The sequence below is a fragment of the candidate division WOR-3 bacterium genome, from assembly GCA_039804165.1.
GTDB lineage: Bacteria > Hydrothermota > UBA3072 > UBA3072 > UBA3072 > JAFGHJ01.
This window is the reverse complement of sequence record JBDRZZ010000023.1, coordinates 1-26,287: the sequence shown is the minus strand read 5'-3', so window position 1 is coordinate 26,287 and position 26,287 is coordinate 1. Positions and strand designations below refer to the sequence as shown.

Sequence of the window (26,287 nt, the reverse complement as noted above, 5' to 3'; positions counted from 1 at the left end):
CCTAATATTGTTTTTAGTATAGACCCAGATTTTGAAGGAATCTTTAATATAAAAGAGAAAAAAAGAAAGGTTTTAGCTGCTAGAAAAACTATCTCTTCAATTAATGACGAAAAATCAATTCCTGAAATTATAAAAACCGCTATACAGAAATTGTTAAGTTTGTAATTAAACTAATATGAAATGTGCAATTTATACAAGGGTATCAACAGATAATCAGGCAGAGAAGGAATTTTCCTCCTGTGAAGCTCAAGAGGAGAAGATAAAGGCTTTTATTAAGAGTCAAAATAACTGGGAAGTTTTTAAGGTATATTCTGATGCTGGTTATACAGGAGCTAATCTCAATCGTCCTGCTTTGCAAGAATTATTACAAGATATAATGCATGGAAAAATCAATATCGTTTTGGTTTACAAAATTGATAGGCTCACTCGCTCACCTAAAGATTTCTACCAGCTGATAGAATTTTTTGAGAAATATAAGGTTGATTTTATATCTATAACAGAAAGGTTTGATACTTCTACACCAGCCGGAAGACTTCTAAGAAACATTATGCTTACCTTTGCTCAATTTGAAAGAGAATTAGCCTCTGAGAGAACAAAAGACAAAATGCTTGAAAGAGCTAAAAAGGGAATGTGGAATGGTGGAATTGTGCCTTATGGATATAAAAGAGAGAATAAAAGACTTGTTATCAATCCTAAAGAGGCTGAAATTGTAAAGTTTATTTATGAAACTTATGTAACAAGCGGTTCCTTATTTAAGACTTATGATGAATTGAAGCAGAGAGAGATTAAAGATAGACAAGGTAATAATTTCTCAAAAAGTGCTATACATTATATTCTAAGAAATATTGTTTATACCGGAAAGCTAAACTATGCTGGAAAAATTTATCAAGGAATCCACCAGCCCATTATTTCTGAAGAACTTTTTAATCTTGCTCAAGAAATACATCACAAGAAAATTAAGACTCTGCGAGTATATAAAGATTTTCTTTTTTCAGGACTTGTCATCTGCAATAACTGTGGTTCTATTATGACGCCTTGCTATACAAACAAGAGAAAAGAAGAAAGACTTAAACGATACTATTATTACCGATGCACCAAAACTTTTAAGATGGATTGGGATTCATGTAGTGTTAGACAAGTCAACGCAAACAGATTAGAAAATTTCATTTTTGATAATCTTGAGAGAATTTCAAATGACAAAATATACCTTGAAAATCTCATTTTCAGACTTAATAATGACCCGGAATCGGGCTATCGCTCTGGACACGAACTAACGGAAGAATGCTCTCCGCTTTCCTCTCAAACGCTTCAAAATATCCTCAAAATATTTTTAAAATCCCTTGCCCAACAAAAAGGAATTGAAAGGAATCTTTTAATCAAAAAGTTCATAAAAAACATTCTTTATTCAAAAGAACAAATTCAGATAAATCTTTATTATTCAGAGGATTTTGACACTTTCAAAAATTCAAATATTTCTTCAAGGGTTGGGTTAAGTGGGGATAAAAAAGAAAAGGGGACTTCCGTTCCATTTTCAGAAAATCCCCAGTTCGTATTGTTCAAAATGGCTCCTCGGGCAGGACTCGAACCTGCAACTTCCTGATTAACAGTCAGGCGCTCTGCCTTTGAGCTACCGAGGAATTGGATAGTTAAATTATAACAGGAATAGTATGTTTGTCAACCTTCAAGGACAATACCTTCTATCTCGTCTAAGTTCTCAAATTCATCTGCTGCTCTTATTATTTCTATGGCTGTTGGTCCTCTTCCAGGACCAATTAAAAGAACTTTTTTCCCTTTTCTACTAAGGAAATGTATTAATGGCTCAAAGTCACTATCTCCAGTTACAATTACAATCTCATCTACATAATCCGCCATAGAAATGGCTTCAAGAGCCATTTCTACATCCATATTGGCTTTTACAGACCCATCCGGTCTGTCTTTTGCCATTTTTATCAAAACCCTGTATCCGGAGAGAGAGATTGCATCAATTAACTTGAGCCTATTCTCATCTAACTCTCTTATAGGTATGAGAGCAGTGAACTTAATTACTTCTCCATTTTTTTTCTTGAATTTGTCTTCAAGATATTTCTTTAATTTATCGTATCTTATCTCTGCACCACGTTTCTCAAACACCTGTTGGATGTTTTGAACATCCACAAATACTGCGACTTTTTTCACTTCGCCTCCTTTCCTAAGTTTCATAAGCAATTTTTGATAGAATAATTTATTTGCTAAAAGAAAGATATAAATAATTTAATTTTGTCAAGAGGGTAAATTTATTTCTCCTTTCCAAGAATTTCTCCAAGAAGATAGAAAGAACCTGTAACAATTATTATTTCTTTCGGGGAAGCTTCCTTTACAGCTTTTTCTAAGTCTTTTTTGGGAAGCCCCTCTGTATTATTAGCTACCTCTATTTCCAATTCGTGAGCGATTCTTTTTATTTCCTCTAAAGTAGTCCTTCTAGGATGGGATATTTCTGTAGGATAAAATCTTTTTATTACAGGTTTTATTTCAGTTAACATCCCTTTAATATTTTTATCTGAAAGACAAGAAAAAAGAAGAACCACTTTTCTTGCAAAAACCTTTTCTATTGTTTCTTTTAAAGCCTTTATTGAATCAGGATTGTGTGCTCCGTCCAAAATTATAAATGGATTTCTATTTATAATTTGAAAACGCCCTGGAATTTGAAGATTTAAAAGAGCTTCATTTATTTCTTCTTTTTTTAAATTTATCCCCATTTTTCTACAAGCGGTTATTCCCAAAGAAGCATTTAGAGCCTGTTTTACTCCAATGAGGTTAGTCTTGAATTCCTCGTGAGCTAATTTGAAAAACATTCCATTTTCGTCAAGATTAGTTATCCTTACATCTTCTATAAATTCTATATTCCCTTTAACCTCTTCCTTTAAAATTTGCATAACTTCCTCTTTCTGTGGTCCGGAGATATTGATTCTATCTTCTCTTAAAATTTTTGCTTTCTCTCTTGCGATCTCAGAAAGAGTTTCCCCAAGTATTTGGGTATGGTCAAATCCTATAGAGGTTATTATTGAAACATTGGGCTCAAATACATTTGTCGCATCCAATCTTCCTCCAAGTCCAACCTCAAAGATTGAATAATTCACTTTCTCTCTCTCAAAAAACAAAAAAGCCATTGTTGTTAAAGTTTCAAATACAGAAAAATTAATTCCTTTCTTGTTCTTAATTTCTTCAATAAGGGAAGTGAATTTCCTCTTAGAAATTGGTTCCCCATTTATTCTTATCCTTTCCCTGTAAGAGACTAAATGAGGTGAAGTAAAAAGACCTGTTTTATAACCAGCTTTTCTGCAAATCGACTCAATTATATGAGCTGTTGTCCCTTTCCCGTTTGTGCCTCCAATTAGAAAACCTTTCAATCTCTTTTGAGGGTTTTTGAATATTTCTAAGCTCTCTTTGAACCTTTCTAAATCTTTTTCGTATTTTATATTTTTTCTCTCTCTATCTATTAAAGAAGAGAGATATTGAATTGCTTCAGGATAATTCAAGTTAGAGTGTTAAGCACCAAGTAGGATTCTTTCTTTCATTTCAGAGACAGCTCTCTCTATCCCTACAATTATAGATCTCGCAATTATTGAATGACCAATATTTAGTTCGCTTATTTCCTCAATATCTGCAATAAAACCAACATTTTGAAGATTAAGACCATGCCCTGCATGGACTTCAAGATTTCTAACTATACCAAATTGAGCAGCCTCTACGATTTTCCTTAGTTTATCTTGTGTAGGATTTTCGCACCAACTTCCAGTATTCAGTTCTACAGCATCCGCTCCAAGTTTTGCAGAGAGCTCCACCATTTTATTATCTGGCTCTATGAAGAAAGTAACTTTTATACCTGCTTTTTTGAATTCTTCTGTTGCTTTTTCTACTTCTTTTGAGACTTTATAAAGATCAAGACCTCCTTCGGTCGTAAGCTCTTCTCTTCTCTCTGGAACAATACAAACCCAATCAGGCTTTATATCTTTAAGAAAATCTCTTATTTCCTTATCAAGAGAACACTCCACATTTAGATGAGTTTTTACCACCTCTCTTAAAATTTTTATATCTCTTTCTTTTATATGCCTTCTGTCTATTCTAAGATGACAGGTAATCCCATCAGCTCCTGCAGATTCAGCTAAAATAGCTGCTTCTACAGGATCAGGATAGCTCACTCCTCTTGCTTCTCTTATAGTGGCCACATGGTCAATGTTAACCCCCAGTCTCATTTCTATCCTCCGAATAAAGTTTCCTATTTGTTTCTCTTAATCTTTTTATCAAAGATTTAACAAGATGATAAATAATAGGATCTCTCTGAAGTTTTTTCTCCAGTTCTTCAACTTCAATAACAGAAAGAATTGTATCCTCTACTGCTATTGCGGTTGCACTTCTTGGATGTCGATCAAGAGCACCCATCTCTCCTAAAAAATCGCCTGTTTTTAAATCTGTAATCCACTTTCCTTTCTTTTTTATCCTTACTCTACCTTTCTTTATTAGAAACATCTCTTTTGGTATATCTCCTTCCGAAATTATAACTTCTCCTGCCTTAAAATGCCTTGTCTTCTCCATTTTATTTATGAATAGATTTCTTCTTTCTCCATTCAACAACAATTGGAGCAACAATGAAAATTGAAGAATATGTCCCGATAATAAAACCAATTAGTAAACAAAGGGAAAAACCTCTAAGAATTCTTCCGCCAAGGAAGAAAAGCGCAAAAACAACAAACAGGGTGGTTAAAGAGGTTATGATTGTTCTACTAAGAGTCTGATTTAAAGAAGCGTTTACTACTTCTGGAAAAGAACGACCTCTCATTAATTTCACATTCTCCCTTATTCTATCCGAAATTACAATAGAGTCATTTATAGAATACCCAAGAATTGTAAGAAGACCAGCAATTATTGGAATGTTAAATTCTGTATTTGTAATTGAAAGTAGCCCTATTGTTATTAAGACGTCATGTAATAAAGCCACAACCGAAGCAACCCCAAAATGAAAATCAAACCGAATCCAAACATAAATCAGAATACCCAACATACCTAAAAGAACAACCCAAATAGCTCTTGTCTGAAGCCCTTTTGACACTGCGGGTCCAACAAGTTCTTGACGAGGGAAAATTACTTTTTTACCAGCGAACCTCTCCACTATTGCTTTTTTAAGCCTTGTAAGAGCTTCTTCTTCTGTCTCTTTTATCTTGATAAGGAAAAGATTCTTTTCCATATATTTCTGAATTGTTGCTTCTTTAAAGCCAGCTTTTGAAACAAGTTCCCTCATTTCTTCGGAAGTTACTGGTCCTCCATCTATTTCTACCTCAATAACACTTCCTCCTGTAAAATCAACACCATATTTTGGACCACGGTGAATAGCTAAGGAAACAACCCCACTAAAAAGAAGCACACCTGAAAATAGAAAAGCCCATTTTTTAACTTTTAAGAAATCAACTTTGGGATTCTTAAAGACATTTAACATTGGAAGAGCCTTTAAACCTTTTAGGATCCAGAATTCAAATATATTCCTTGTAACAAAAATTGCAGTAAAGAAACTTGCTAAAAGCCCGATTGAAAGAGTTACAGCAAACCCCTTTATAGGACCAGTCCCAAAATAGAACAAAATAATGGCAGCTATAAAAGTTGTTAAGTTTGCATCAAAAATTGTAATGAAAACTTTTTGATATGCACCAACAATTGCAGTTCTTATCGTCTTTCCAGATTTTAGCTCTTCTCTTATTCTCTCAAAGATTAAAACATTTGCATCTATTGCCATTCCTACAGTTAAAGCAATACCGGCAATACCTGGTAGAGTTAAAGTTGCTCGGAGGCCCGAGAGAATTGCCAAAAGAAAGATCACATTTAAAATTAAACCAAAGATTGCAATAAGACCAGCTTTTAGATAATAAATAATACTAAAACAAAATACAAGGATTGTTCCAAGAATTATAGAGCGAATTCCAGCTTTAATTGAATCATTCCCAAGAGAAGGACCAATAGAACGTTCCTCTATAATTTTAAGCGGTGCAGGAAGGGCACCTGCTTTGAGAATTATCGCAAGTGTTTTTGCTTCTTCCATAGGTGCACTTCCCATTGTTATCTGCGATCTCCCAGTTGGGATTCTCTCTCTAACCACAGGAGCGGACTGAACTATTCCATCCAAGATAATTGCTATTTGCCTCCCAACATTTGCTCCAGTAATCTGAGCCCATTTTCTCCAATACTCCTTCTTCATAGTAAGATCAACTCTATATCCCATTGGATTATCTTCTGTTCCAATACCGAGCTCTGCATTAAGAATAGAACTTCCTGTAAGAAGAGGTTCCTTTTTAAGAACATAAAGAGGATAATATTTATATCCTTCAACAATAACTTCTTTCCCCCATTGAATCGTATCCCCATAGGGTATATATTCTTTAAGCTTCGGGAGTTTTAAAAGGGAATCTATGTAACTCTTGTAAGGAGAAAGAACTCCATAGGCCCTACTTCCAGGAGGAAAGTAACTAAAAAGGTCAAAGGTATCTCCTTTCATTGTTTTTAAAGCAGTATTTATTCTGTTTAGAACTTGATATGTTTCTTCTGGTTCTCTTACCAATTTGAACTCAAGGAGAGCAGTCTTTCCTATAATTTCTCTTGCCCTTTCCGGCTCTACAACTCCAGGAAGTTGGATCATTATCCGCTCATTCCCTTGCTTCACAATTTGGGGCTCTGCTACTCCTAATTCATCAATCCTGTTTCGTAAGATTTCAAGGGCTCTATTAATAGCTCCTTTAAGTTCTTCTTCCTTTAGCCCTCTTTTGTCTATTTCAAGTAGAAGATTCATTCCTCCTTGAAGATCAAGACCTAAATGTAAAGCTCTGGACTTAATTATTTTCTGCTTATTCTGAGGAATTTTACTAAAAGCTTCTTTATCCTTGAAAAAGAATGTGAAAGAGTAGTGTAACTGCCATAAAGAAACACCTATTAAGACAAAAATAAATAACCATTTCCATTTAAGATTTTTCATCTATACCCCCTAGTATTTCTATGGTTACTTAAATATTTCTTTTCCTCCTCCTATGATCTCATTCAAGGCTTCTTTAAAGTAATTCCTTTCTTTAAGGACTTCTGGATCTACCTGTTTTTTATAAAACTCCCAAGATTTCTTTATCTCTTCTCCAAGAAGTTCAACTAAATTTCCTTCTCTCCTCCCACGCTCTACTTTATCTTTGTGATATAAGTAAATGTCTTTTGCAAGAGATTTACCTAATCTCTCCGCCTTCTTATGTTTCATTAATTTCTCTTGGTCTCCTACTATAGGAGTTTCTACTCGAGAAGCAACTCTCTCAACCTCGAGAGTCTTTTTAAGTATCTCTTTTGCCTCACTTATTCCAGGTTCAACCGTTTTGCTTATCCCTACACTCCTTTCTATCCCAGCTTTAAAAGGAACAAGCCTTATATTAAGCACTTCCCTATAAATCATAAAAATATTAGAACAATTAGGGCACCTAACAGCTCCTCCTCCGGGTGGAACGTCTGACTCAGCAACTTCATATTTACTCTCACATTTAGGGCATGCAACAACCATCTATCTCCTCCACTTTTTTATAAAGTAATTAAAAAAAAGAAAAGGTCAAGGGGAATATTTCTATTTTTCCCATCTAGTTTTAATTTCGTCTAACTTTCTTATTATATAATCACTCCCCTCAGGATAAAAATTTTCCCGAGGAAGAATTTCAAATATCGCAAACCCATCACTTTTATTAAGAAACTCGGTTATTGGTTTCCAGTTTATCTTTCCTTCATAAGGAATAAGATGGTCATCTCTCCCTTCCATTCTGCTATCAGAAAGATGAAAATGCTTTATTCTCCCATCAAAAGCTTCAAGAAATTTATCTAGTTGGTCTTCCTTTGCATTTGCATGGGATGTATCTATGCAAAGATGAACATCAAATTTATTAGAAATGGCTTGAAATTCACTGAAATGAGAAGCAAAATTTCCAAGAAATGTGTTCTCCAAAACGATTTGAACTCTCCACTCTTTTGCAAAATCGAGAATCTCTTCAAGGCTAAGATAGGATGTTTCAATATTTCCGGCTCCCCTTCCTGGATGTAAAATCACAATTGGAACACCTAATCTATTTGCAACAAGAATTATTTTTTCTACCTCTCTCACAGATCTCATCCTTTCCCATTCTTCCTTAGCTGCAATATTCACCCAAAGAGGGGGATGTAAAGAAGAACAAGTAAGAGCATTCTTTTTTAATGTGGCTTTTAATTTTTTTATTTCTTTAATATCTTCGTAATTAAAATGTCCCTTTTCACAGCGAATTTCTATAAATTTAAAGGAGCTTTTCCTTATTATTTCAATGCTGCAAAAGACATCTTTATCACTCATTACAACAGTTGAAATTCCAAATTTAACCATACCAAAAAGATATTACAGAAATTCTCTTTATTTGCAAGGGGTAAAAAATGTGTATCCTATTCCAAAAAAGAAAAGAGTCTCTGGAGAACGTAAAGGTCCTTTAGCTTTAAGATAATATTTTATAAAAGCATAAAATGCTCTATCCCCTTTAAAGGAGAAAAACTCAATCTCTGGTGCCAACATATAGTAAACTTTCCTTGGTTTGTCATTTGACAAAGTGTATTCTCCAAATAAAGAGATCTCAGTAAATGAATTAATTTTCTTTCCTCCTTCTATTAAAAAGCGGTGTCTATAAAAAGGTCTTGAATTAAGCCAATCAACAAAAATCCCCTGAGGATAAAAAATATAATTACTTATAAGATAATGGTTTTCTCCGAACCGATATGAGTGATCCTTTATAGTAGAAAAGCCTAGATTCAAGCTATTAAATACTACTTTTCCTTCTTCAAGTTTCCTATCTATGATGTGCCTACAAGAATGATCACAATAAATAGATAAAAACAAAGACCCTTTAAAGACGAAGCCACATACCAATGAATAAGAAGCAAAATAAGGATCAAGAACAACCTTACCTTCTTGTTCCGCCATTTCAAGATAAGAGGAATATCTTCCAAAAAAATCCAATCTATCTTCAAATCTTAGAAGATAAGAACAAATGGTAATCGAAACATCTGTATTATAGAGAGTGTCCTTTGAAGGGTAATATCCAATGAATGCTTCCCCATTTCCTTCAAGTGGAACAGAAAGAAAGGAAATTAAAAACAAAATCATTTTTTCTGAGTTTCAGGAATGGATTTGGCTAATTTATCTGCAATAATATTTTCTTCTCTTGGGATGTAAGTAAGTTTCCAGTTTCTAAAACTCAAAAGTTTTCCTTTTATTTTAACGTATAAGGGTTTAAGTTTTTCATCTCTTATTTTATATATTCCATTGATTTGCCGAGAGAGTAATTCACTATCTGTAAAAAACTCTACTGATGAAAACCCTAATTTTTTACACTCCTCAATTGCTTCGAGCAAAGCTTTGTATTCTGCGACATTATTTGTCGTATCTTCAATCTTCCGAGAAATTCTTTTAACTTCCCTATTATTTTTACCATCAAGAATTAGAATCCCTATTCCACTTGGACCAGGATTTCCTTTGGAAGCTCCGTCAATAAAAACTTTCGCTAATCCACCCATTTATAAATCAAAATTCTACCACAGGATGGGCAGGAGATTATTTTATCTATTTTCCTTATCTCAACAAATAGTTGAGGAGGTATTGTTGAATGGCATTCTGTACACTCAGGGTTTTCTATTATTGCTAAGCCTGTTCCTCTTGAGCTTTTTATCCTTATGTATTTACGAAGTAAATTCTCATCTTGCAATCTTGCAGCTATTCTCTCTCTTTCATCCTCTTTTAAAACCAGCTCCTCTCTTGAACTTTTAAGATCTTGAAGGAGTTTTTCTTTCACTTTCTCTATCTCTTTTTTCCGTTCTTCCAAAGCTTTCTTTGCCTCATCTACCTTCTTTTTTTGATCCTCTTTTTCAAAATAGACTTCTAACAACTCATCTTCCTTCTGGGTAATTGTTTCTTCTGTTTTTTCTATTTCTTTTTTCAAAAGAATAAACTCTTCATTAGTATGGATTTCTTTCTTCCTTTTATTGAAATTTTCAAGATTTAATCTATATTCCTCTACAATTTTCTCCAATTCTCTTCTCTTTGTATCAATAAGAGCTAATTTTTTCTCTTCTTTTTCAAGATTTTCCTTATAACCCTTAAGCTCATTATCCATTTCTTCTATTTTTTTGGGGACTTCCCTCTCCAAACTTTTTAGTTCGTCAATCTCTTTATCCTTTTCATAAAGCTCAATAAGAATTTTTACCTTCTCGGGGAATTCCATCCTAAGGCCTCCCATATAAATAAAAAAGTGCACTTTCGTGCACTTTTTGGGCGAAAGAGGATTCGAACCTCTGACCTCCGGTATGTGAGACCGGCACTCTAACCAACTGAGCTATTCGCCCCTTCTTAACAAAATTATTTTTTTTCTTCATTTTTTTAAAGATCCTTTGGGCCCGGTAGGCCTCGAACCCACGACCTGCTGATTATGAGTCAGCCGCTCTAACCAGCTGAGCTACGGGCCCTATTAATTTGATTATAATAACTCAAAGTGTTTTGTCAAGTCTATCTTCTGAGATTTCTATAAAGTAGGATAAAACAATTCTTGACAGAAAACAAGAATTTAATTATTCTTTTCTAAAACAAGGAGAAAAAAATGGATGAGATAAAAATAATGCCTTGTCTTGATATGAAAGAAGGAAGAGTTGTAAAAGGTGTCCATTTTGTGAATTTAAAAGACGCAGGAGATCCAGTAGAAAATGCTTCATTTTACGAAAAAGAAGGTGCAGATGAATTAGCTATGCTGGATATAGCCGCAACCCTTGAAAATAGAAAAACTCGTTTAGAATGGGTCAAAAAAGTTTCTAAAGTTATTAAAATACCCCTTACTGTTGGCGGTGGAATTTCATCTATTGAAGACATAGAGTTAGTTCTTAGAGCTGGTGCTGATAAAGTTTCAATGAATAGTGCTGCAGTAAAAAATCCAAATTTAATTAAAGAGGCAGCCAAAAAATTTGGTTCAGAAAAAATAACTATAGCAATAGATGGGAGAAGGAATAAAAAAATGCCTTCTGGCTTTGAGGTTGTGATCGCTGGAGGAACAAAGCCAGTTAATAAAGATGCTGTAGAATGGGCAAAGCAATGTGAGGAATTGGGAGCAGGAGTACTCTTACCTACAAGTATAGATGGAGATGGGACAAAAGCCGGTTACGATATAGAATTTACAAAAGCTATTTCCGAAGCAGTTCATCTCCCCGTAATAGCTTCCGGAGGCGCTGGAAGCCTTGAACATTTTTATGAAGCGGTTGTTAAAGGGGGAGCAAAAATTCTACTTGCGGCTTCGGTATTTCATTACCGTATTCTTAGGATAGAAGAAGTTAAGAAATATTTAAAAGAAAGAGGATTGAAAGTAAGGCTCTAATAATGGATATTATTTCTTTTAATGTAAACGGTTTAAGGGCAATCTTAAAAAAAGGATTTAAAGAATGGTTTGAAAGCCAGAATCCTGATATACTTTGCCTTCAAGAAATAAAAGTAAAAGAAAATCAAATAGAGCTTGAAAAAATACTTGATTTAAAAAACTACAATGTCTATTGGAATTCCGGAGAAAGAGAAGGGTATAGTGGAGTGATAACCCTCTCAAAAGAAAAACCAAAAGAGGTTCGATTCGGAATGGGGATTGAAAAATTTGATAAAGAGGGAAGAATTATCATGACAAAATATTCAGATTTTACCCTTTTCAATGTGTATTTTCCAAATGGAAAAAGTAGTGAAGAAAGGTTGCAATTTAAACTTGATTTTTATGACGCGTTTCTACAACACTGTGAAGAGTTAAGGAATAAAGGGGAAGAGCTTATAATTGGAGGAGATTTTAATACTGCTCATAAAGAAATAGATCTTGCAAATCCCAAAGAAAACGAAAAATTCTCAGGTTTCTTACCCATTGAAAGAAAATGGCTTGATAGCCTTTTAGAAAAAGGTTACATAGATACTTTTAGATATTTCCATCCTAATGAACCTGGAATGTACACTTGGTGGACATATAGATTTGACGCAAGAAAAAGAAATATTGGATGGAGAATAGATTATTTTTTTGTTACACCAAGATTAATTGAGAAAGTAATAGAAAGCTCCATCCTTTCTAATGTATATGGCTCTGATCATGCCCCTATTCTTTTACGAATAAAACAAATTAATGATTAATTTATTAAAAAAACAAAACGGAAAAATCATTTTCTGGATTCTCATAATTTTTATACATATATTTTTCTTTTCTTTCCAACTCAAAAAAAGGAATTTTTATCTTACCGATTCCTTTGAATATCTAAAAATGGCTGAGAACATTAGAAAAAGTTTTTTCTTTTATTGCGGTAATCTAAAAGAAAAATTCAATCCAGATTTACTTACTCGTAGAACTCCTCTTTATCCAATTTTCATTATGCTCATCAAATTTATAAATAATTCTGATTCCCTAATTCTTTTTTTTCAATCAATTTTGAGTCTCTTTAATATATTTATCTTGATTAAACTTCTGGAATTTTTTAATGCAAATCGCTACTTTCTGATTTTATTACTATTAATTTTTACACCTTCTCAATTCATCTATACCAATCTTTTGATGAGCGAAATTCTGTTTCAAAGTTTTTTAGTTTTAATATCTTTTTATTTGATATTATTTTCCTTAAAAGGAAATTTAAAATATTTAATCCTTTACAATTTATTTTTAATCCTTGCGATGCTTACAAAGCCTGTGTTATATTTATTCGTTATTCCAAATTTCTTTTTCTCTTTATATTTAACTCTTAAAAAGAAAAATATAAAAATAATACTAACAAGTCTTCTCTCAATTGCTTTTGTTATTGGATACTGTGGTTGGAATTACCAAAGAACAGGATATTTTCATTACTCCAGCATTCAAAACTCAAATCTCTTGAATTATAATTTATATTATTTTCTCATAAACAAGAAAGGAGAAGATTTTGCCAACAAAACCATAGAAGAGATAGATAAGAAAGTAGAAAATATGTCTTATAGAGAAAAAAATAAATACATAAAGGAAATAGCAATAAAAATTCTTTTAAAGGAACATCTACCTTCATACTCTATTTTCCATCTAAAAGGCATTTTTTGTTTTTTCTTAGATCCAGGAAGATTTGACTTACAGTCTTTTTTTGGATTTAAAAAAGCAAGGGGGAAGGGATTATTCTATCAATACTCAAAATTTGGACTTAGAGGGGTATTCTCATATTTGAAAGAACAATCTATCTTTCTTATTCTATTACTTATTCCAATCTTATTCTTTAATCTTTTAAAATTCCTTTCATTATTTTTCTTCTTTTTTAACAAAAAAATAGATTTGGAGATTAAGATTTTCTTCCTCCTACTTATAGGATATCTTTCCTTTCTAAGTGCACCTTTAGGAGCTTCCAGATACGCTTTACCTATTTTACCTATTTTAATCTTTGCATTTTTAAATTCATCAATAATTCTATACTTGCCAAAAGCAAATTATTCTATAAATTCTCATAATAAATAGGAGGTTTAATGGATGTTATTTTACTTATTTTTGTGTGTTTAATAACTTTTTTCTTCGTTTATAAATTTTATGGAGGTTTTATTTCAAGGAGAATATTTGAGTTAAATGACCAAAATATAACTCCTGCTTATGAGTTCAAAGATGGGATAGATTACGTGCCTACAAGAAAAGAAATTATTTTTGGGCATCATTTTGCCTCAATTGCGGGAACAGGTCCTATTGTTGGTCCCGCAATTGGAGTAATATGGGGTTGGATCCCAGCTCTTCTTTGGATTGTTCTTGGAACCCTTTTTATTGGAGGAGTCCATGACTTTGGAACCCTTGTTCTTTCTCTTCGGAATAAAGGAAAATCAATCTCAGAAATAACTGGGAAATATATAAACAAAAGAACAAAAATGGCTTTCTTTTCTATTGTATTTCTTGAGCTTCTTATCGTAATAGCAATTTTTGGGCTCATAATGGCATTAATTTTCAATATGTTTCCAGAATCTGTATTTCCGATGTGGTTCCAGATACCCATAGCTATTTGGCTTGGCTGGGCTATATATAAAAAGAATTGGAATTTAACTTTATGTTCTATAATTGCAGTTATTTTAATGTATTTAACGATAATAGTAGGAACATATATTCCTCTTAGATTACAAGGATTAGATGGAATCCCAGCCACGGGTCTATGGACAATAATTCTACTCATTTACTGCTACGTAGCTGCAATGTTACCTGTAACAATTCTTCTCCAACCAAGAGATTACATAAATTCTCATCAACTTCTTCTTGCTTTATTCTTACTTTTTATTGGTGTTTTTGCTTCTGCTTTTAGGAATCCTGCTTTCCATCTTGTGGCTCCCCCAATCAATCTTTCTCCAATAGGTGCTCCACCTATGGTCCCTCTTTTGTTTATAACGATTGCCTGTGGAGCTGTATCTGGATTCCATTCTCTTGTATCTTCTGGCACCTCAGCAAAACAGGTAAGAAAAGAACAAGATAGCCAATTTGTCGGATATGGTGGGATGGTAACAGAAGGAATCCTTGCGACTCTTGTTCTTATTGCGGTTAGTGCAGGAATAGGAATTGCTTATAAAACAGCGGATGGTAATATCCTTAAAGGAGTCTCTGCATGGAAAGCACATTACTCTTCTTGGACAACTGCTCAGGGCTTAGGTTCTAATATTTCTGCATTTGTAATAGGAGCTGGGAATATGTTAAATTCGATTGGAATACCAAAAACTATTGCAATATCAATTATGGGTGTTTTTATTGTATCCTTTGCCGGAACAACTCTTGATACTGCGACTCGAATTCAAAGATATGTGTTATCAGAATTGTTTGGAAAAGTCAAGATCTTCGAGAATCGTTATTTCGTCACATTCATTGCTGTAATAACTGCAGGACTTTTAGCTTTTGCAACTGGAGCAAGTGGAGCTGGGGCTTTAAAACTCTGGCCAATGTTTGGGGCAACAAACCAAACATTGGCAGCTCTTACCCTTCTTGTAGTAACCGTATGGTTAAGAAGTAAAGGAGGAATGAAATTCCTAATTTCGGCAATCCCCTGTGGATTTATGGCTCTTATCACAACCTGGGCTATTATAATAAATCAGATAAACTTTCTCCGAACCCACAACTATCTTTTATCAATTCTCAACCTATTAATCCTTGCTTTAAACATTTGGATAATAGTAGAAGGGATTATTGTAACATTCAAAAAGGAAAATCGTAAAACTAGTTAAGGGAAGAAGACGGAAGATAGTATAATTCATTAAAACTCCAGGATATAACTGCTTAAATACGAAGAAAATTTAGCCTTCCCCCTTTCAAGAAAGGAGGAAGGCTCATCTCTCTTATTATTTTATTTTCAAAACCTTACTTCAATAATATTAACTTCTTCGTCTCTACATATCCATCGGGTTTTAACCTATACAAATATACCCCACTTTCCAAATTGTCTCCGTTCCATTCCACTCTATATTTACCCGCCTTTATCTTCCCATTAACCAGCTCACATACCTCTCTGCCTAATACATCAAATACTTTTAATTCAACTTCTGTATCTTTTGGAATTGAAAATTCTATTGTTGTTGTGGAGTTAAAAGGATTGGGATAATTTTGAATTAATCTATAATTATCAGGTATTCCTATTAATTCCTCCTTTACATAGTTAGCTTCCTCTCTATACTTAATTGTCGTGATACATCTTAAAGCTTCCCACAATATTTCATTATCCCCAGTCACATACACATTACCACTTGCATCTAGTGCAATGGCTCGCGCATAGTCACTTCCATTTCCTAAACCATTATACCTTGCTACCCATAGAACCTCTCCAGACGAATTATACTTGATTGTCGCATAATCATAATTACTCATTGTATCATAACTATATCCTGTTACATAAACATTTCCACTTGAATCGACAGCAAGGGCTGTCATACGATCATTAGAGTTTACTAAACAGGAGCCGTAGTGTTTAACCCATGCCTCACTTACACCCTCAGCAACTCTCTTTGATGCTCCTTTCTGGAGCAAATCATCCTCCATTTCTATTATTTCAACATTCTCTCTTCCACAAAGCTTAAACCATGGAAAAAACCATCAATACCACAATAAACATCATATATTTGACTAATCTGGCAATATTTATTTTTTTCATATTTTCCTCATTTTTAACGATTAATTAACACAACCTTCCTTATTTTGGTAAATTCTCCTCCGTTAGCCTCCATTTTAAGGAAGTATAAACCTGCTGATCTACCAGTCATATCTATTTCTCTTGAGTAAAAACCACGTTGCTTCTCTTCAATAATTTCTTCTATCTTTGCACCTTTTATATCATATATTTCAAATCTAACAGAAGCCTTCACGGGAAGAGAATACCTCACTTCAAACTTTCTACCAGTGACAATTGACCTTACACTCATTGAATAAACTTCTGGTAATTCTTCTGGAACCGCTGAAAGAGGTAAAATCCTAAATATCCCATCACTCACATCCGAAGGTTCACCATCAATGTCACTTATTCGCACAAGACAACTATCAGATGGGGTATTGGGAATCGTCCACGAGTAAGCTCCTGTATTGGAAATACTAGCAATTATGTCCAACCAGGTTGAACCATTATCCGTGGAATATTCAATGTGCACATTATTTCCACTTGTCCCGGTTGAAGACCATGTAATATCCTGAGTGCTTCCAACCTGCCACTCCTCACCACCATTGGGAGAAGTTACGGTGATAAAAAAGTCGGTGTTTACGTTAAATTCGTATGCACCCATATCAATTTTTCCTGGCCCACCAGTTTTCTTGTCCAATTTACGCGGGTAACCTACACCACGAATGTCATAGGGCTCGTCACAATATATGTTACTACCAGCATCAACACAAGGAGAATTTCCAGGTATACTGTAAGGATATACAGGATTTATATCAGAACCCACAAAAAGAGGATCTTCGTTTATGCATGAATTTACTGAAACTGTACCCCAATTTTTAAATACATCCTCTATGCGGTTACTAAAACATGAATAATTCAATGTGAATGTCTCTCCAAACATAGCAATATCATTACCACCCGAGCTAGCCTTGTTTCCCCAAATTATACAATTGTTAAATGTTACTCTTGCGTTATATAGGTATATACCACCTCCATAGCCTCCATAGCCTTGAACCTTATTATTAGTAATAGTCACATTAGTAAGAGTAGGTGCACACATTTCAACATACATCCCTCTTGAATTATTACTAATAAGTACATTCGTTAGTTTTGGTGCTCCTGCAATGTGATAAAAACCCTCACTTGTATTATTACAGATATTTACATTTATAAGTTTTAGACTTGAATTTGTGCTATAGATTCCTCTGCCTTGATTATCACTAATAGTTGAATTCATCAAAACTGGATTGCAATCACCATAGGCACCATAATTGCTAATTCCCGCCCCATACGGAGCTCTATTGTGACTTATCATCACATTCGTCAACTTCGGTGAAGAATCGTCTTCATTGTACATTCCTCCTCCAGAGTGTGTAGCGTAGTTATAAATTAGATTTACATTTACCAATGTTGGAGAAGAATTGTTATTATACATCCCCCCTCCGCAATCATGAGGCGAATTACCATTAGCATTTCCTCCTGTAATAGTAACACCATCAAGTATCGCTGAACTTGTTAATCCTGCATAAGGATGATAAAACACATGATAACAATTATCGCTACTATCTCCAGGAATTCCTATATCTCCACTCAATATCGTCTCATTCTCTTGTCCTTGTCCATAATTAACTCGTTGCTCAATTGATGTTTCATTCCCTGCAAATCCTCCATATATCGCCACCCCGTTTTTCATCTGAAATGTTCTAAATCTTTCTCCGGTACCACCAACTTGATTTGTTGGATAGTATGTCCCTTTTGCTATCCATACCTCCGTTACCCCACTTTCATTAATTGCCGTTTGTATCTGAGTTCCATTGTATGCATTTTCCCAACTCCTGCCATCCTTAGAGCCAGAACCATCAACGGTTACAAATCTAATAGTTCCTGGATAGGTAGGCGATATCCTAAACATAGCGTCACTTGTATCAGATGGAGTTCCATCAATGTCACTTATTCGCACAAGACAACTATCAGATGGGGTATTGGGAATCGTCCACGAGTAAGCTCCTGTATCCGGAATACTGGCAACTATATCTAGCCAACTCGAACCATTGTCAGTTGAATATTCAATGTGCACATTCCCACTCGTCCCACTCGAAACCCAGGTGATATCATGGCTACTTCCAACTTGCCACTCCTCACCACCATTGGGAGAGGTAATAGTTATTGTAGTATCTATATCAGGCATAACAACTTTTCCCCAGCCGTAAATATTATCCTTTCCAGAAGTTCCGAGATCAACCGAACAATTTGTATATAGATAATTCCGAATCTCACTATTACTGTATTCCGGATATCTCGATTTAATCAGAGCACAAACTCCTGCTATATGAGGAGAAGATAAAGAAGTTCCCTGCCAATATCCATAAGCATAACTATTACAACTATCTGGGGCCATAACATCAGGTTTAATCCTTCCGTCAGTTGTAGGTCCCTGAGAACTAAATGATTCCTGGGGACCGGATTCATAATGGTCTTTACCAATTGCACCAACAGTTATTACACTATCTGCAGTGGCAGGGTCCAGAAGACTACTTGAGGTAGTTCGATAAGCAAAAGGAAGAGTCAAAGTGAAAAGCGTTAGGTCATTATCCAGAGTAGTTGAATACTCATCAATAACTACACCATAGGGAGCAGTATATTGAGCTACATAATAAATGGCTTCAGTGGGTGGCTGGCTACCATTTTGGAAACCTACGGAAGAGGCTACGGCAACCCAGTTCGAACCTGTCCACATAACCAAGTATAAGTCATAATCTTGGTCGCTATACGGATAATCATCCCAGTTTAAAAACACAGTGATCAGAGTCCCTGCAGGGATAATGGAGAAAGTGCCTGGCTCGGGTCCAAAATAGTTTATCTCTACACCACTGGCATACTCATGATATCCATCGTTATCATTGTCGGTGAAGATTGAACGATAGTGCTTTTGTGCCTCATTACCCGCTGCATTCACCCAGGTAATACCATTGGAAACTGCATCATTCGCAATATCGCAGATTATTCCGGTACCATCATAGTAACTCGCATTATACCATCCCATTGAATGGTTAACAATGTGAACACCGTTACTAATACAAGAATCTTTCGCATTCTCAAAATCGGTCACATCTCCTATTTTGTATAAATAAAATTCAGCCTGAGGAGCTACATCAAAAATCGCTTCAGTCACAGCTGTTCCGTGAGGAGTTTCAGTCTCAAGTCCGTTTCCAGTAAAATCATAACTTTTATAAGAAGAAGGTATATCCCCATTAGCCTGTGCTTCTGTTAAACTCTGGAAGCCTCCGTCAATAACAGCCACTTTAACACCAGAACCTTCATAAACAGATGCTTGCCAATTATCCGCATTCATTAGAGATACTCCTTCACTAGTGATGGCAAATTCAACTGGTTTTATAGGTTCTGTAATTAATCCAATTCCCTTCACTTTATTAGCAACATTTTCAAGCTGACTTATAGGTATCTCTACCCTCATTGAGTGCTTCGCTTTTGCTTGAATCCTTGCGCCAAGAGCTCTTAAATTATCTTCATCAATATCAGCTATTGTGGAACCAAATTGAGGTAAAACAGTAACTACAACTCTATCCTTTATAAGTTGCAAATTTGATTGAGTTGCAAATTGCCTATATTCTTTCCCCTTTAAATGAAGTTTATAAAGATTATCTAAAGATGAAGATAACTTCTCTATTTGTTTAGGTTTCTCAATCTTTTTGGCAGGAAGCTCAAGTGGAAGGTCCTTTAATCTAATTTTCTCGAATTTTTGATAATCTTGGGCGAAGAGATAATTGACACTTACTACTAAAACAAACAACATAATAATTTTTTTATGCATTTTTCCTCCTTTCTTGATAAAAGATAAAAAAAAAATTTTTTGTCAAGGGGTTTAATTAGAAACCGGAAACATCTTTTGGTATCTTCTATTTTTACCTAAAATAGACCGTTTATTTTTATTTGGTTATCTTACCTTAGCTAAGTGGGAATATTATAATGTTAGAATTATAGCCCAGAAGGGGGGAAGAATGTCAAGGAAAGAACAAATCAGTACTGAAAGAAAATTCGGATTATTGATAACTATCTCTTAAATAGTAACGAGAGTGCCAAGTAGAAATGGAAAAAGAAATAGAATATAGATTAAAAATAGAGAGACATTTAAAAGAAGAGCCAATAAAATCTGAAAATAGGAATAAGATAAAAAGCAAAATAGCATAAGCATTGCGGTGATTACTATAATCTTATCCTCCTATCTCTTGATTAAAATTGCACTCTTTGTAAAGCTGAATAACTTCTTCTATTTTTAAGGTTTCTGCTCTCCTATTTAGGTCAATTGTAACTCTATTTGTATTATAATCAATAAGATTATTCCTTAAGGTTTTCCTCCTATATCGAAAAATGGTTCTTAAAAATTTCTCAAAATTTTCGTTAACTTCAATTAAAGGTTTCTCCTTCAAAACCCCTTTTAAAACTGTTGAAAAAACATCTGGCTTAGGGAAGAAAGCGAGAGGATTTATCTCAAACTCTAAAGAAATATCATATAGGATATTAAATAAAATGGATAAAGACGAATAGGACCTACTACAAGGCTCAGAAATAACCCTTTCTGCAACTTCCTTTTGAAGAATAAAAAACCATTCTTTTATTTTGTGTCTTTCTTTTTTAATTTTTTCTAAAATTGGTATAGAAATAGAAAAAGGCAAAGCTCCTACAACTGTTTTAAAAGAAGGGTCTATTTCTAATTTAAGAAAATCCCCACAGATAACATTTATTCCTTTAGAAGCAAGATACTTACAAAAATCTTTGTCTATTTCTACTCCAAGGACCTCAAAGCCTCTATTAATCAAATACTTCGTTATAATTCCAAGCCCTGGACCAATTTCAAGAATTTTCTTCCCTTTTTCAAAAGGAATTAGACTTGCAAATTTTCTCGCTATATTTTCATCAAGAAGAAGAGTTTGCCCTTTTGCTTTACTTAATCTTTTATTTCCAATAATTTTCTTTATCTCTTCGGTTGTCATCTCCTATAAATCGGGATTGCAATCTTTTCTTAAAAAAATATATATCAAAGTCAATAAGTTCTTTAAAACCTCTCTTATAATCCCCTCTTGGATTCCATAAAACAAATCCATTTGAATTAGCTTCGTAAGAGGCTTTTAACTGATTAAACACATAATCTTTCCCAAGTTTTGATTGTTTCCAAGAAAATGCTTGAATATAAGGAATTATCTCTATTCCTTCTTTTGGTAAACGTTTTTGAGAATTTTTAACAGATTTATAGATTAAAGAATATGTTCTTGCCTCTTTTGTAGAATCAGGCATAAAATAATCATGAAAATGTGAGGGATAAAGCATCGGATAAATTGCATCAACCTTCTCACTCATTTCTTCAAATTTTTGCCCTTCATAAACAAGATATTTATTCCATACAGTGTATCCGTAAAAAGTGAGAGAGAGCCTTTTATCCTTTGGCTTTATTCCTTTCGCAAGTTCAAGAAATTTTATAATGTTACCAATTTTATTTTTAGAATTCTTATAAGGTTTATCCCCTGAGGGATAACGAATATAATCAAATTGAACTTCATCAAAACCTACTTCAAAAGCCTTCTTTGTGATTCCTAAATTATATTCCCAAACTGGGGGTAAGGAAGGATCCACCCAATATCCGTCTTTTTCTTGAAACCAGATATTCCCAGAAAGGTCTTTTAAAGCAAGTTCCCCTCTATTCTCAAAAGCAAGTTTTTCATCTTTAAATACACATTGTCTTCCAATTAAGTATATTCCCTTCTCTTTTGCCTTCTTTATGAAATCTTTATAAAAATTAAAAAACGTTACCCCTTTTTCATTTTTTATATCAAGAACAACCGTATTTATTAATCCTAAATCTACCATTTGAAAGAATTCCCCCAAATCTTTTTTTAAATAAAAAATCCCTGGAGGTAAATAAACACCTCTAACTGTGTTGGGTTGAGGTTCTTTAACTACCGTGACTAAGGAATCTAAGGCAAAGAGAAGAAAAATCATCCAAGATATTTAAATTCTATGAACAAACAAACCAGATTTTGGTTTTGGCTCAAACCAAGTAGATTTTGGAGGCATCTTTTCCCCATTATCAGAAATTCTCATAAGTTGCTCTATTTGAGTAGGATACATAGAAAAAGCTACTTTAAACCTTCCTGAATCTACCAACTTCTCAAGTTCTTTCAATCCCCTTTTTCCACTCACAAAATCAATCCTTTCATCTTCCTTTGGATTTTTTATCCCCAAAATAGGAGCAAGAAGATTCTCCTGAAGAACAGAAACATCAAGAGAATAATAAGGATGATCAGAAAGGAAAGACCCTTCCTTAGCTTTTAAATGATACCATTTCCCTTCTACATACATCCCAAAATTGTGATAAGTATCTGGCTCATATCTTCCTTCAACATTTTCTATAATAAAAGATTTTTTAATTTTATTGAAGAACTCTTCTTTTGTTAAAAAATTGAGGTCTTTTACAACTCTGTTATAAGCCAATATCCTTAACTCTGTATGGGGATAAACTATCCCAAGAAAATAATTATACTCCTCTTCTCCTGTATGATTTGGATTCATTACTCTTTTTTCTCTCCGAACAATTGAAGCCGACTCACTCCGATGGTGACCATCGGCAATATAAAGAGCGGGAACCTTTCTTAAAATTTCTTGAATTTTATTTATTATAGAATTTTCTTCAATTCTCCAAATCGTATGAGAAACACCTTCTCCTGTTTTAAATTTGTAAAGAGGAATCTTTGACTTTATTTCATTAAATATATCATACATCTCTTCTGTTTCTTCTGTATCGTAATAAGTTAAGAAAACTGGTTCTGTATGAGCCCCAAGAGTTTTTATGTGTTTTGCCCTATCATCAACTTTTATTCTTCTTGTAGATTCATGAGTTCTAATAATTCCCTGATCATATTCGTCAACCGAAACAAGACCAACAATCCCTGTTTGACTGTGCCCATTTTCATCTTCCTCATAAAGATAAAAGCAATTCCTTTCTTCCTCTATAAGATAACCTTCTTTAATCAGCCACTCAAGATTCTCTTTAGCCTTCTCATATACCCTTTCATCATAAATATCAACTTCATCAGGAAAGTCAATTTCTGTGTTTATTACGTGTAAAAAAGAAATTGGATTGTCTTTTGCAAGTTCCCTTGCTTCTTCTCGCGAAAGAACATCATAAGGGGGAGAAGAAATTTTTTTTGCGTATTCAGGTTTTGGTCTTAAAGCTTTAAAGGGCTTAAATAAAGCCAAAAAACCTCCTCATAAAAATTCCTTCTATTTTATATGAATTTATAAATATGTCAATAGGCTAAATTTAAAGAACTTGGATTGTATAAATTATTATGGTTGTTGAAAGCTCTGTTCTCGTCTCATCTCCAGTAAGTTTCACTCTATAATCCTGATAGATCTCTTGCCAACCTACATCTCCACTTCCACTTGCAATAATCTGAGGTGTTGTAGAAAGAGGCGTCCATATTCCAAGGTCTCCATCCCCAAACTCTATATCAGAAAGCAAAATTCCGCAAGAAGGAGAAGGATCGCCACTTCCAGCAATTGTTACCTGCCAATTCCCAGCTGGCCAACCAATCCCTCTAACGCGATACCTTATTCTTTGGTAATGTCGTTGGAAAGGTTGGCTTGGCTCATAATATGCAGGAAAAGAAGGAGGTGGGAAAGGAGGATTGTTTGAATTACGATTAATTCTATTAAAATCCCAAGTAATAGAATTTCTTTGAATCCATATCTCTACCCAATCAATAATCCCCATTGGAACAGGAACAAGAACTTTTGTCTCTTCCACTCCAACACCGGTAGAAGAAATCCCAAATCCTAAAAGAGGAATTAGAATTACAAACAAAAGATTTCTTTTCATTTTAGACCTCCTTAATTTTAAAATTCCTTTCTTTCAATTTGTTTCAACGGCCTTGCAATTCCAAAATTAAGATCCTTTTTATCTTCTCCACCAATTAACTTTAGATATAAAACAAAACCTTTTGGACTCAATTCATAACCTGGGGGAAACCGAGAAGCCTGAACCGTATAATCTCCAGGCATAATATTTTGGATCGAGTATTCTCCAAAAAAGTCTGTGTAGGTGCTCCTTATATAACCTTCTCTGACAATACTTACTTTCACATTTGGAACCCCTTGTTCCTCTGGATCTCTTTTTCCATTATGATTTTCATCATAATAAACCACACCACTAATTGAAGAAAGAGTATAAATTGGGAAATTCACAACTTTGAAATCTATAAAACCAATCTCTATTTCTTTCTTTAAACTATCTCTCCCTAAAAAAGCTGGAATCCCTTTTATATCAAGCTGAACCGTATGCTTCCCTTTAGAAACAGGAAAAAAACGAAATTCACCCATTCTATTTAACTCCCCAAATTTTTTACCATCCAAAACAATTTTCACATCCTTAAGCGGAGGCTCTTCTTTTTGTTTCTTTCCATCCCCATTTTTATCGTGCCAAACAATACCAAAAATCCCCCCAAATCCTGTTTCTTTAATACTTCCTCTTTTAATAAATTCAAGCGTATAGACTTTTGAGTTCGTCTCTGTATTCCCTGAAAGACCTACCCTTAATGAGGAACCTTCTTTACCAAAAGAGAAAAAAGAATTATAATTTAATCTTTCTTCTTCTATTAAATGTCTTAATCTCAAATCTAAAGAAAGAGAAGACCCCATTTTAAGAAGACTTCCAAAGGAATATTCCCAGCCATATACATTAGAATGAGAAATCCCTCCTTCTAAGATATTTGAATGTGGGAGGTTTATAATACTTTCTAAATCAAATCTATTTTCTTTTCTATTATAATAACTCCCATAATATCTAAAATTAACTCTTATTTTATTGTAAAAAAAAGAATAGAGATTAAGATAATTTCTATAACCACTCTCTCTATCTCCGCCCCAATTTATATTGTTTGTAAAATTAATAGAGAGATTAACTGGAAAACGGTAAGAAAATCCACTCATAATTTGATTTTGCAACTCGCTATCTAATCTTCCTGTTTGATAAAATCCAGAAAAAACATTTAATCCAAAAGGAAAATTGTAAGATGGATTTACCCCCCAGTTCAATCTCCCCCCCATATATTCAATCCCTTCTCTTGTGAGAAAATCTTTACTATAATATCGCAAAAAAGAACGCAAAAAGAAAAGCTCTCTTCTCCAAATTATATCTTCATTAAAGGCGAATTTAAGCCCTTCTTTATAAGCTATTCTTATATCGTTTAGGAGTGTAAAATCTCCAATCTTTATATCAAACTCATCACTTAGGATGCTTGAAGTCCTATCTTTATCCCACCTTGTATTTAAAGTTAGAAAATGCCCAGAGGTAAAAAGTTCTACTTCGGCGAAGAAATTGTTCCTTTCAAATCTTGGAAAAGTCCAGGCTGTCAAATCTTTCATTTTCCCGGCTCTTAAATTAAGTTCATAGTTCTTACAAGGAGGTGTGTGCCCAACCTCCAAACCTCTCAAGTATCCTATATCTCCAACAATGAAATGATAATATCTATAATATTTCCCAATGGATATAGAATCATATTTAAAATAAAAACTCTTTATTCCATAATCTTCTTTGTATTTCATAAATAGAAGATTTAAATTCCAATCGCTTTCTCTTACATCCACAAGCCAATTTGTAACTCCATAAGAACTCTCTTCATAATCGTAGAGATTATGATATAAAGCTGTATAGTATTGAAAGGATATGATAAATAAAAACATTTCAATTTATTCTATCTTTTTGACCCCTTCTAAGATTTTCTCCCCTCCATAATCAATTCTTGCAATAACCTCATCCCCTTTTCTTATCTTTAAACCCTTAAATTTTAACCTGTATTCCCTTAAACTAAAAGGTAAAATTAAGGAAGCATCTAAAGAATCTGCATAAACCTTATCTTTACCTCTTGTAACCCAATAACTAAGTTTAGGCCTCACCCAAATGTTCCCTTTGTTCCTAACCCGAACAATAACATCCCCATCCCTCTTTACCTCCATCCCCTCTATCTCTGCATCTATAACGGATGTGCCAAAAACCTCTACATAAGTGGAAATACCAACCCTCCCAGCTAACTTA

22 protein-coding genes and 3 tRNA genes are annotated in these 26,287 nt (G+C 34.0%); 4 read left to right on the top strand and 21 right to left on the bottom strand.

Annotation, left to right across the window (positions count from 1 at the left end):
- Positions 1-1,562: 1,562 nt before the first annotated feature.
- The 13 genes from ABIN61_07590 to ABIN61_07530 form a co-directional block, all read right to left on the bottom strand.
- Positions 1,563-1,637: transfer RNA gene (locus ABIN61_07590), tRNA-Asn, on the bottom strand.
- A 37-nt stretch (positions 1,638-1,674) separates the two neighbouring features.
- A complete protein-coding gene (locus ABIN61_07585) occupies positions 1,675-2,175 on the bottom strand; it encodes an NYN domain-containing protein (GenBank protein MEO0294061.1) in 501 nt (166 codons plus the stop codon).
- A gap of 98 nt (positions 2,176-2,273) precedes the next feature.
- Positions 2,274-3,515 carry a folylpolyglutamate synthase/dihydrofolate synthase family protein gene (locus ABIN61_07580; GenBank protein MEO0294060.1) on the bottom strand — a complete coding sequence of 414 codons (1,242 nt, stop codon included), beginning with the start codon at positions 3,513-3,515 and terminating at the stop codon, positions 2,274-2,276.
- A gap of 9 nt (positions 3,516-3,524) precedes the next feature.
- Complete coding sequence (locus tag ABIN61_07575; GenBank protein ID MEO0294059.1) at positions 3,525-4,232, bottom strand: pyridoxine 5'-phosphate synthase; 708 nt, start codon at positions 4,230-4,232, stop codon at positions 3,525-3,527.
- Positions 4,216-4,572: a cyclic nucleotide-binding domain-containing protein gene (locus tag ABIN61_07570; protein MEO0294058.1), complete on the bottom strand. Its 357-nt coding sequence runs from the start codon at positions 4,570-4,572 to the stop codon at positions 4,216-4,218. The genes ABIN61_07575 and ABIN61_07570 overlap by 17 nt, the downstream gene beginning before the upstream one ends.
- 1 nt (position 4,573) lies before the next feature.
- Entirely contained in the window at positions 4,574-6,994 is a 2,421-nt protein-coding gene (gene secD, locus ABIN61_07565) for a protein translocase subunit SecD (GenBank protein ID MEO0294057.1), read from the bottom strand.
- Between the two features lie 24 nt (positions 6,995-7,018).
- Positions 7,019-7,555 (bottom strand): zinc-ribbon domain-containing protein, encoded by a 537-nt coding sequence (locus tag ABIN61_07560; protein ID MEO0294056.1) that lies wholly within the window; start codon positions 7,553-7,555, stop codon positions 7,019-7,021.
- A 60-nt stretch (positions 7,556-7,615) separates the two neighbouring features.
- Positions 7,616-8,395 (bottom strand): sugar phosphate isomerase/epimerase family protein, encoded by a 780-nt coding sequence (locus ABIN61_07555; GenBank protein ID MEO0294055.1) that lies wholly within the window; start codon positions 8,393-8,395, stop codon positions 7,616-7,618.
- Positions 8,396-8,422: 27 nt separating this feature from the next.
- Positions 8,423-9,166, bottom strand: a complete 744-nt coding sequence (locus ABIN61_07550; GenBank protein MEO0294054.1) for a hypothetical protein — start codon at positions 9,164-9,166, stop codon at positions 8,423-8,425.
- Positions 9,163-9,576 carry a ribonuclease HI family protein gene (locus tag ABIN61_07545; protein ID MEO0294053.1) on the bottom strand — a complete coding sequence of 138 codons (414 nt, stop codon included), beginning with the start codon at positions 9,574-9,576 and terminating at the stop codon, positions 9,163-9,165. Before ABIN61_07545 ends, ABIN61_07550 begins: the two co-directional genes overlap by 4 nt.
- Positions 9,564-10,280 (bottom strand): C4-type zinc ribbon domain-containing protein, encoded by a 717-nt coding sequence (locus ABIN61_07540; GenBank protein MEO0294052.1) that lies wholly within the window; start codon positions 10,278-10,280, stop codon positions 9,564-9,566. Before ABIN61_07540 ends, ABIN61_07545 begins: the two co-directional genes overlap by 13 nt.
- Positions 10,281-10,327: 47 nt before the next feature.
- Positions 10,328-10,401: transfer RNA gene (locus tag ABIN61_07535), tRNA-Val, on the bottom strand.
- Between the two features lie 46 nt (positions 10,402-10,447).
- Positions 10,448-10,521, bottom strand: a tRNA-Ile gene (locus ABIN61_07530).
- A gap of 131 nt (positions 10,522-10,652) precedes the next feature.
- Between ABIN61_07530 and hisF the strand changes: the two genes are divergently transcribed.
- The 4 genes from hisF to ABIN61_07510 all read left to right on the top strand — a co-directional run bounded on the left by hisF (position 10,653) and on the right by ABIN61_07510 (position 15,259).
- Positions 10,653-11,417, top strand: coding sequence for an imidazole glycerol phosphate synthase subunit HisF (gene hisF, locus ABIN61_07525; GenBank protein ID MEO0294051.1), 765 nt, complete (start codon positions 10,653-10,655; stop codon positions 11,415-11,417).
- Between the two features lie 2 nt (positions 11,418-11,419).
- A complete protein-coding gene (locus ABIN61_07520; GenBank protein MEO0294050.1) occupies positions 11,420-12,199 on the top strand; it encodes an exodeoxyribonuclease III in 780 nt (259 codons plus the stop codon).
- Positions 12,200-12,731: 532 nt separating this feature from the next.
- Positions 12,732-13,532, top strand: coding sequence for a hypothetical protein (locus ABIN61_07515; GenBank protein MEO0294049.1), 801 nt, complete (start codon positions 12,732-12,734; stop codon positions 13,530-13,532).
- A gap of 8 nt (positions 13,533-13,540) precedes the next feature.
- Positions 13,541-15,259 carry a carbon starvation protein A gene (locus ABIN61_07510; GenBank protein MEO0294048.1) on the top strand — a complete coding sequence of 573 codons (1,719 nt, stop codon included), beginning with the start codon at positions 13,541-13,543 and terminating at the stop codon, positions 15,257-15,259.
- 133 nt (positions 15,260-15,392) lie between these two features.
- On the opposite strand, the gene ABIN61_07505 is transcribed toward ABIN61_07510, so the two are convergent.
- From ABIN61_07505 to ABIN61_07470, 8 genes are all read right to left on the bottom strand, one after another.
- The gene (locus tag ABIN61_07505; protein ID MEO0294047.1) at positions 15,393-16,055 is read right to left on the bottom strand and encodes a T9SS type A sorting domain-containing protein; all 663 of its coding nucleotides are present in this window, start codon (positions 16,053-16,055) and stop codon (positions 15,393-15,395) included.
- Between the two features lie 137 nt (positions 16,056-16,192).
- Positions 16,193-20,011: a S8 family serine peptidase gene (locus ABIN61_07500; GenBank protein ID MEO0294046.1), complete on the bottom strand. Its 3,819-nt coding sequence runs from the start codon at positions 20,009-20,011 to the stop codon at positions 16,193-16,195.
- Between the two features lie 400 nt (positions 20,012-20,411).
- Positions 20,412-21,191, bottom strand: a complete 780-nt coding sequence (gene rsmA, locus ABIN61_07495; GenBank protein MEO0294045.1) for a 16S rRNA (adenine(1518)-N(6)/adenine(1519)-N(6))-dimethyltransferase RsmA — start codon at positions 21,189-21,191, stop codon at positions 20,412-20,414.
- Entirely contained in the window at positions 21,154-22,194 is a 1,041-nt protein-coding gene (locus ABIN61_07490; protein MEO0294044.1) for a putative glycoside hydrolase, read from the bottom strand. Before ABIN61_07490 ends, rsmA begins: the two co-directional genes overlap by 38 nt.
- A 9-nt stretch (positions 22,195-22,203) precedes the next feature.
- On the bottom strand, positions 22,204-23,451 hold the full coding sequence (locus ABIN61_07485) for a DUF1015 family protein (protein ID MEO0294043.1): 1,248 nt from the start codon (positions 23,449-23,451) through the stop codon (positions 22,204-22,206).
- A gap of 64 nt (positions 23,452-23,515) precedes the next feature.
- Positions 23,516-24,073: a hypothetical protein gene (locus ABIN61_07480; protein MEO0294042.1), complete on the bottom strand. Its 558-nt coding sequence runs from the start codon at positions 24,071-24,073 to the stop codon at positions 23,516-23,518.
- A 17-nt stretch (positions 24,074-24,090) separates the two neighbouring features.
- Entirely contained in the window at positions 24,091-25,935 is a 1,845-nt protein-coding gene (locus ABIN61_07475; GenBank protein MEO0294041.1) for an SdrD B-like domain-containing protein, read from the bottom strand.
- 6 nt (positions 25,936-25,941) lie between these two features.
- On the bottom strand, positions 25,942-26,287 hold a 346-nt coding region (locus ABIN61_07470), incomplete at its 5' end, for a hypothetical protein (GenBank protein MEO0294040.1).